General features: G+C 72.7%; 2 protein-coding genes. Both read right to left on the bottom strand.

The window, feature by feature from the left end; translation table 11 throughout:
- Positions 1-3: 3 nt before the first annotated feature.
- A complete protein-coding gene (locus CBM2594_RS20750; protein WP_116358665.1) occupies positions 4-3,168 on the bottom strand; it encodes a non-ribosomal peptide synthetase in 3,165 nt (1,054 codons plus the stop codon).
- Positions 3,169-3,172: 4 nt separating this feature from the next.
- Positions 3,173-7,693 carry a condensation domain-containing protein gene (locus CBM2594_RS20745; RefSeq protein WP_116358664.1) on the bottom strand — a complete coding sequence of 1,507 codons (4,521 nt, stop codon included), beginning with the start codon at positions 7,691-7,693 and terminating at the stop codon, positions 3,173-3,175.
- Positions 7,694-7,748: the final 55 nt, after the last annotated feature.

Below are 7,748 nucleotides of genomic sequence, written 5' to 3'. Positions count from 1 at the left end.
ACGTTATGCGGTGGCAGTGACCGAGGCACGCAGCGCGGCGCGCGCGTCGGGCGACATCGCCGCCAGCTGGCGCTGCAGGCCGGCCAGCGTTTCCAGGCCGTCGGGATCAGTGCTGGCGCGTCGCAGCGCGTTGGCCAGCGCGGCGGCATTCGGCGCGTCGAAGACCACGGCCGGCGCAATCTCCAGCTTCAGCAGCTTGCGGATGCGCGCGACCAGCTTGATCACCAGCAGCGAGTGGCCGCCGGCTTCGAACAGGTCTTCGTGCACCGCCAGGCCGGGCACCCCCAGCAGGTCACGCAGCTGCTCCAGCAGCAGCGCTTCCAGTTCGGTGGCCGGTTCGCGCGCGGGCGCGGCGGACTCTCGCACCGGGCCTGCGGCGGCGGCTTGCGCCAGCGCGCGGCGGTCCACCTTGCCGTTCGGCAAGCGCGGCAGTGCCGGCACGGCGAACCACAGCGCGGGGATCATCGCTTCCGGCAGGCGCCCGGCCAGCGCCGGGCGTAGCGTGTTGCGCAGGGCGGCGTTCGTGTCTGCCACGGCGGTGTCGGCGTCGGGAACGATCCACGCCGCCAGCTGGGCCGCGCCGCCGTCCGGCGTCGCCAGCATCACCACCGCTTGCCGCACGCCGGGCAGGGCCGCCAGCGCCTGTGCGACCTCGCCGCATTCGATACGGAAGCCGCGCACCTTGACCTGGTGATCGGCACGTCCGATCAGTTCGATGCCGCCCCGCGGCAGGTAGCGGGCAAGATCACCGCTGCGGTACAGGCGCTGGCCTGGCCGTTCGGGGTGAGCAATGAAAGCCGCCTCGGCAGCGCTGTCCAGATAGCCCGCGCACAGCTGCGCGCCGCCGAGACAGAGCTCGCCGGTTTCTCCGACGGCGGCCAGGTTGCCCGCGGCGGTGCGCACATAGGCCTCGCAGTTGGCCAGCACCTGGGTCAGCGGCAGCGGCGCTTCCAAAGTTTCCGCCGCCTCCGCCGCGCGGCCGGCGTCGTGGACCAGGATGCCTACCGTGGTTTCGGTCGGCCCGTAGTGGTTGCACAGGCGCGCCTGCGGCATGCGCGCGCGCAGCCGCTGCAGCAGCGCCGGGGCCGCGGCTTCGCCGCCCAGCACGATGGTGGCGTGCGGCGGCACCGGCAGCGGCGCGGTGTCGCCGTCGAGCAGGGCATCCAGGTGCGAGGGCACGATCTTCAGGCAATCGACATGCTCGCGCGCCAGGAAGGCGGCGAAGGCGGCGGCGTGCTGCATGTCGGCCTGGTCGGCGACGCACAGGCAGGCGCCATGCCACAGCGCGCCGAACAGCGTGGTGTTGCCCAGGTCGGCGGCGACGGTGGAGGTCAGGCCGAAGCGCTGGCAGCGGTCGAGGCGCAGCGCCTGCCCGGAGGCCGCCGCGTAGTTCAGCAACTGGCCATGGGTGATGGCGACCCCCTTGGGCGTGCCGGTCGAGCCAGAGGTGTAGAGCACGTAGGCGGGCTGTGCGGCGTCCACTGCCGGCAGCGCCGGATCGGCGAGGGTGCCCTCAGCCAGCAGTGCCGCGATATCGGCATGCGGCAGCGGGCCGGCGGAAGCCGCATGGGCCGCGTCGGTCAGCACCAGCGTGGCACCCGCGGCGGCCAGGATCTGCGCGCAGCGCTGCGGCGGCCATGCCGGATCGAGCGGCAGGTACGGCGCGCCGGCCCGCATCACCGCGAGCAACGCCACCACCAGCTCGCCCGAACGCGGCAACAGCAGGCCGACCGGTTGCCCTGTGCGCAAGCCCAGCGCTGGCAGCTGCCGTGCCACCGCATCCACGACGCCCGCGAGGCCGGCGTAGCTCAGTTGCAGGCCTGGCGCTGACAACGCCGGCGCATGCGGGCGTTCGATGGCCCAGTGCGCCAGCCGCTGCGGCAGCATCTGGGTGCCGACATGCAGCGTCGGCGCGTGCATGGCGTCGGCGCGCGCGGCCTCGGCAGCGGTGGCCAGCGGCAATGCGCCCACGGCGGTGGCCGGCGCCGCGCGCAGCGTTTGCAGCAGCGTGCGGTACTGGTCGAGCAGGCACGCCATCGCGTCGGCGCCGTGGACGCCTCCGGCGTGGTGCAACACCAGATTGCGTGACATGCCGTCTTCCAGGTGCACCTGCAATGCCAGCGCCAGGCCAGGCAGCAGCGCCCGCGGCGCGTGAACGCTCCAGTGCAGATCGCCATGCTGCCACTGCATGCCGAGCGGGCCGCTGCAGCAGAAGCCCACGCGCGCGGCCGCGCCGGCGCTGGCGTCCGCCGGGCAATGCTCGCGCCAGTCCAGGTGCTGCTGCAGTTGCGCGCCGAACGCGGCAAGCCAGTCGGCAAACGGCGCTGCCATGTCGGGCTGTACCGCGACCGGCAGCAGTGATTCGTAACGGCCCACCGCGCCGGCCAGTACGTCGAAGTCATCGCGGCAGTCGTGCTGCCAGCTGGCGCAAAACGCCGCGGCCGGATCGAGGCGCGCCAGCAGCAGCCACCATGCCGCCTGCAGCGCATGCGACAGCGGCTGGCCGAGCGCCTTGGCCCATTCGGCCACGGCAGCAGCTTCCGCGGCGGGTAGCTCGACACACTGCGCCGCCAGCGTTTCGCTTGCGTTGGCGGCGCGTTGCCAGGGCAGCCGCGGCGCATCGAGAGCGGCCAGGCGCTCGCGCACCGCTTGCCAGTAGGCCGTGCCGGCTTCGGTGTTCTCCTGCGCCAGCCCGTCGGTCCAGTCGAGGTAGTCCGTATAGGGCAGGGGCGCGTCGCCTGCCGGGGCGGTTTCGTCGGCGTAGGCCTTTGCCAGTTCGTGAATCAGGGTGGCCAGGCTGGGGCCATCGGCCGCGAGCGGATGAGCGGTCAGCGTCAGCCGTGCGCGGTTGTCGTCGAGAACCTGAAGTGCGGCGTGGAGCGCGGTTTCAGGCGTGGCCGCGTCCAGGCTCGCCGACGACCACGCCGGCGCAGCGCCGGCAAAGTGCTGGCGCAGGCCGCGCAGCCCCTCGACACGGCCGAACACGAGGCCCGTCGCGGGATGGCGTTCAGCTATCCGGCACAGCGCCCGCTGCAGGCGCTGCGCGTCCAGTGGCCCGTCGATGGTTGCCGACAGCGTGACCGGCGTGGCCGCTTGCGCTGCCAGCGCGCGCTGTTCGCGCCCGAGCGCGCGGGCGTGCCGCGCAAAATCCTGGGTGATGGCGTTCATCGGCTCAGCCCTCCAGTGCGGTATCGGCCGCCGCCATGGCGTCGTGCGCGTCCGCGCGCGGGGCCAGCGGCGGCAGGTCCTTGCGCTCGAACATAGCGCCCATTGCCACCACGATCTTGCGCGGGCCCTGGTACGGGTCGCGCGCGTGGGCGGCGAGCATGTTGTCGAGCATCACCACGTCGCCCTGGCGCCAGGCAAAGCGCACCGCGCAGGCTTCATACAGCTCGCCGATGCGGGCCATCACGTCGTCGCCGATCGGGCTGCCGTCGCCGAACGTCACCTGGCGCGGCATCCGCTGCGGGCCGACGATCTCCAGCAGGTCGCGGCGCACCTCCGGGTCCAGGCAGGCGGTGTGGTGCAGCTGCACCTGGTTGAAGAAGCTGCGCTCGCCGGTGACAGGGTGCGCGATCACGGCGGGGCAAAGCTCGCGGGTCTGCAGCGTGTCGGCGTCGAGCCACGCAAAGTCGGTGCCGGAAGCGCGCAGCCGCGCTTCGACTTCCTCGTGCGAATCGGTCTTGAAGAAGTCGCGCCAGCTCACGTCGAGCTTGTCGTTGAAGGTACGCACGTAGCGCAGGCCCTTGCGCTCGAAGCGCTCGGCCAGTGCGCGCGGCAGCCGGCGGTACAGCTCGCGGCAATCGACGATCGGCGTGGCGCCGCCCACCGGCGACGGCAGCTCGCAGAAGAACCACTGCTTGCGCGGCCAGCGCGGCAGGTGCGCGCTTTCGTTGTGGAACAGGATCATCTCGCGCTCGGGGTAGGGCGTGGAGCGGTAGGTGTTGCGCCCGCCTTCCTTCTTCGGCAGGTCGCCGTAGGCGCCGTACAGCCCGGGCTCGATCGCTTCGGCGAACTGCTCGAATTCCTGCGGCGTGCGCAGGCCGAAGCCGCGCAGCAGGATGCCGCCGTGGCGGCACAGGGTAGCCTCGATCTGTTCGCGGTGCGCGAGCGCCCAAGCCACCGGATCGAGATCGGGCGACGCGGGCTCCATCACGATCGGGAAGGTCTGGCCCGGCGCCAGGAACGAGGTCCGCACCAGCGGCGCGGTGGGAGTTGCCTCGGCGGCGCGCCGGGGCAGGCTGGCGAGCTTGCCGAGTTTGTCGAGCTTGCTGGGGCGGGGCGCGGTGGCGGCAGTCATGGCGGGTTGCTCTGGAGCGGGTTCGCAAAGGCCGGCCGGCACCTCGAAGCCGGCCAGCGGACGGTCGGGATCGGCCAGCGCCTGCGCCAGCACGGCGCCGTACGCATCGGCCAGGCGCTGCATCGTGGCGCGCGGAAACAGCGCGGTGGCATAGACCCATTCGGCGCGCAGCCCGCCGTCGCCCGGTTCCAGAAACACGGCCAGGTCGAACTTGGCGGCATGCACCGGCGTGGGCAGCCGCGCGGCGTGCAGGCCGTCGAACTGCCGCGCCTGGCCGGGCGTGTTCTGCAGCACGAACAGCACCTGCACCAGCGGATGCCAGGCACGCTCGCGCGGCACGCCGGCGGCTTCGACGATGCGCTCGAACGGCAGGCCCTGGTGGTCGAAGGCGGCCAGCGTGCGCGAGCGCACCTGCGCCAGCAGTTCGGCAAAGCGCAGCCCGGCGTGGCATTGCGCGCGCAGCGGCAGCACGTTGACGAAGAAGCCGACCAGCTCCTCCAGCTCGCGGCGCGGGCGGCCGGCCACGTCGATGCCGACGAGCTGGTCTTCGGCGCCGCTGATCCGGTGCAGCAGCGCGTGAAAGGCGAACAGCAGCACCATGTAGCGCGACGCGCCTTGGGCCTGCGCCAGCGCGTCGGCCTGCGCCAGCAGCGAGGCGGGCAGGGCGGTGTAACACGCGGCACCGTCGCTCGAGGCCACCGGCGGGCGGCGGTTGGGCGTGGGCAGGGTCGGCAGCTTCGGCGCGTCGCGCAGCGCGGTGCGCCAGTAGTCGGCATCGGCTTGCTGTTGCGGGCCGGTGTCGGCGGCGCGCTGGTGCGCGGCGTAGTCGGCATACTGGATCGGCAGCGGCTGCCAGTCGACCGGAACGCCGGCGCGTGCCGCGTTGTAGGCGGCAGCGAGCGTGTCGAGCAGGATCGCGACGGACCAGCCATCGCCGACGATATGGTGCAGCGTGAGCAGCAGCGCATGGTCGTCGGCGGCCATCCGCACAAGACGCGCGCGCAGCAGTGGCGCCTGCGCCAGGTCGAAGGGCGCGCGCGCCTGGCCTTCGGCCAGTTCCTGCAGCGCGGCATCGCGTTGCGCCGGGCTCAGCGCCGACAGGTCGGTGACGGGCAGGTCGAGCGCCAGTTCGGCTTCGATCCGGGCGTACGGTGCGCCTTGCGCATCGGCGGGATAGCTGGTGCGCAGGATTTCATGGCGTGCGACCAGCGCGTTCAGGGCGGCGTGCAGCGCCGTGGGGTCCAGCGTTCCGGCGAGGCGCAGCCCGCCGGCCATGTTGTAGGTCGAGCGATCGTTTTCGGCAGAGATGCGGTCGGTCAGCCAGAGCCGTTGCTGCGCCGGCGCCAGCGGCATCTGCGGCAGCCGCGGCACGGGCGCAAGCGGCGCTTCGGCAGTGCGGCCCGGGAGCTGATCGATGGCGGCGGCGCAGGCCTGCAGCGTGGGATGCTCGAACAGCAGGCGCAGCGGCACCGCGTTGCCGTATTGCTCGCGCAGCCGCGCCACCAGCCGCGCCGCGATCAGCGAGTTGCCGCCGCTGGCAAAGAAGTGCGCGTCGCGGCTGGCGGGGGCGGTGCCCAGCAATTGCCGCCACAGCGCGGCCAGTGCGTGCTCGGTTGCGCCGCGCGGCGCATCGGGCTGGTTGGATGGCGCCTCCGCGGCGGCCGTGCCGCCGCGCGTGAAGCTGCCATGCGCCCAGACCGCGCACGCGTCCAGGCTGTCGTCCAGCCAGCCGGCGCGGCAGGCGCTGCGCTGCAGCTTGCCGCTGGTGGTCTTGGGCAGGCCGCCGGGATTGAGCAGCAGCGCAACCGCCAGCGGTTCGCCGCAGGCGTTGCCGACCGCCTGCGCCAACGCCTGCACCAGCGCCACATGGCCCACGCGCTTCTGGTCCGGACGGGAGATTTCAACGGCGACGCCGATGCCCTCGCCGTCGGGACCTTCGACCGCGAACGCGGCCACCCGGCCTCGGCGCGCGGCGGGCACCTGGTCTTCGACCGCGCGTTCGAGGTCTTGCGGATACAGGTTCTGCCCGCGCACGATGATCAGGTCCTTGCGGCGCCCGGCGATATAGAGCTGCCCGCCATGCTGCAGGCCGAGGTCTCCGGTGCGCAGCCAGCGGCCTGCGTGGGCCCTGGCAGGGTCGCCGTAGGCTGCGGCGCTGGCTTCGGCATTGCGCCAGTAGCCGCCGCACAGGCTGGGTCCGGCGATCTCGATCTCGCCGATCTGTCCGTCGGGCAATGCTTGTCCGTTGGCCCCGGTGATGCGGATGGCATGGCCCGCGCGCGGGAAGCCGCATCCGACCAGCTCGATGCCGTCTGGCGCCGGTTCGGCGTTGCCGCGTGCCAGCGCCGCCGCATCGAAGCGCGTGCTGACCATGCCGGCGAAGCGCTCGGATCCGGTGGCGAACAGCGTGGCCTCGGCCAGGCCGTAGCACGGATACAGCGCCTGCCGGCGGAAGCCGGCCGGGGCAAAGCGCTCGACAAAGGCGCGCAGCGTGTCGGCCCGCACTGGTTCGGCCCCGGAGTAGGCCACCGCCCAGCTCGACAGGTCCAGTCCGGCCAGCTGGCTGTCGCGCACGCGTTCGACGCACAGCCGGAAGGCAAAGTCCGGCCCGCCGGACAGCGTGCCGCGATGCTCGCTGATGGCCTGCAGCCAGCGCACCGGGCGCTCCAGGAAGAACTGCGGCGACATCAGCACCACCGGGATGCCGCTGTGGATGGGCTGCAGCAGCCCGCCGATCAGCCCCATGTCGTGGTACAGCGGCAGCCAGCTGACCATCACGTCGCCGGGCCCCACGCGCATGCCTTCGGCAATCGCCACCTCGTTCGCCATAACGTTGCCATGGCTGACCATCACGCCCTTGGGCGAGGCCGTCGAGCCCGAGGTGTACTGCAGGAAGGCCAGCGTGCCGGCAACGGCAGCGTAGGGCTGCCAGGGCGGCGCCGCCGCGGGCAGCGCGGCATCGGCGGCCACCACGGCCGCGCCGGTGGCGATCTCGGCCAGCGCCTCGGCATGGTCGCGGGCCTGCGCGCTGGTGGTCAGCAGCAGCGCCGGCTCGGCGTCGGCGGCGATCGCGCGCAGCCGCGCCACCTGCGCGGAGCGCACGGCGCCGGGCTCGAACGCCGGCACCGCGACCAGCCCGGCGTACAGGCAGGCGAAGAACGCGGTGACATAGTCGATGCCGCTGTCCATCAGCAGCAGCGCGCGCGCGCCCGGTTCGGCCTGGGCGGACAGGTGCGCCGCCAGCGCGCGCACGCGCGTGTCCAGCGCGGCGTAGCTGTAGCGGCTTTCGCCGGCGCCATCGACGATGACCAGCGCCGTGTCGGCGCCGCGTTGCGCGGCCAGGCGGCTGAGATGGGCCACCAGCGTGGCCGGTAGATTCGGGTCGGACTGCATGCTTGGGTCGGCTCTTCGGGAAGACGGTTGGCGTTGGGTGGTGCGTGGCGCGGCG

Source organism: Cupriavidus taiwanensis (assembly GCF_900249755.1).
In the GTDB taxonomy this organism is placed as follows: Bacteria; Pseudomonadota; Gammaproteobacteria; order Burkholderiales; family Burkholderiaceae; genus Cupriavidus; species Cupriavidus taiwanensis_D.
This window is presented reverse-complemented; position numbering and strand designations above follow the sequence as displayed.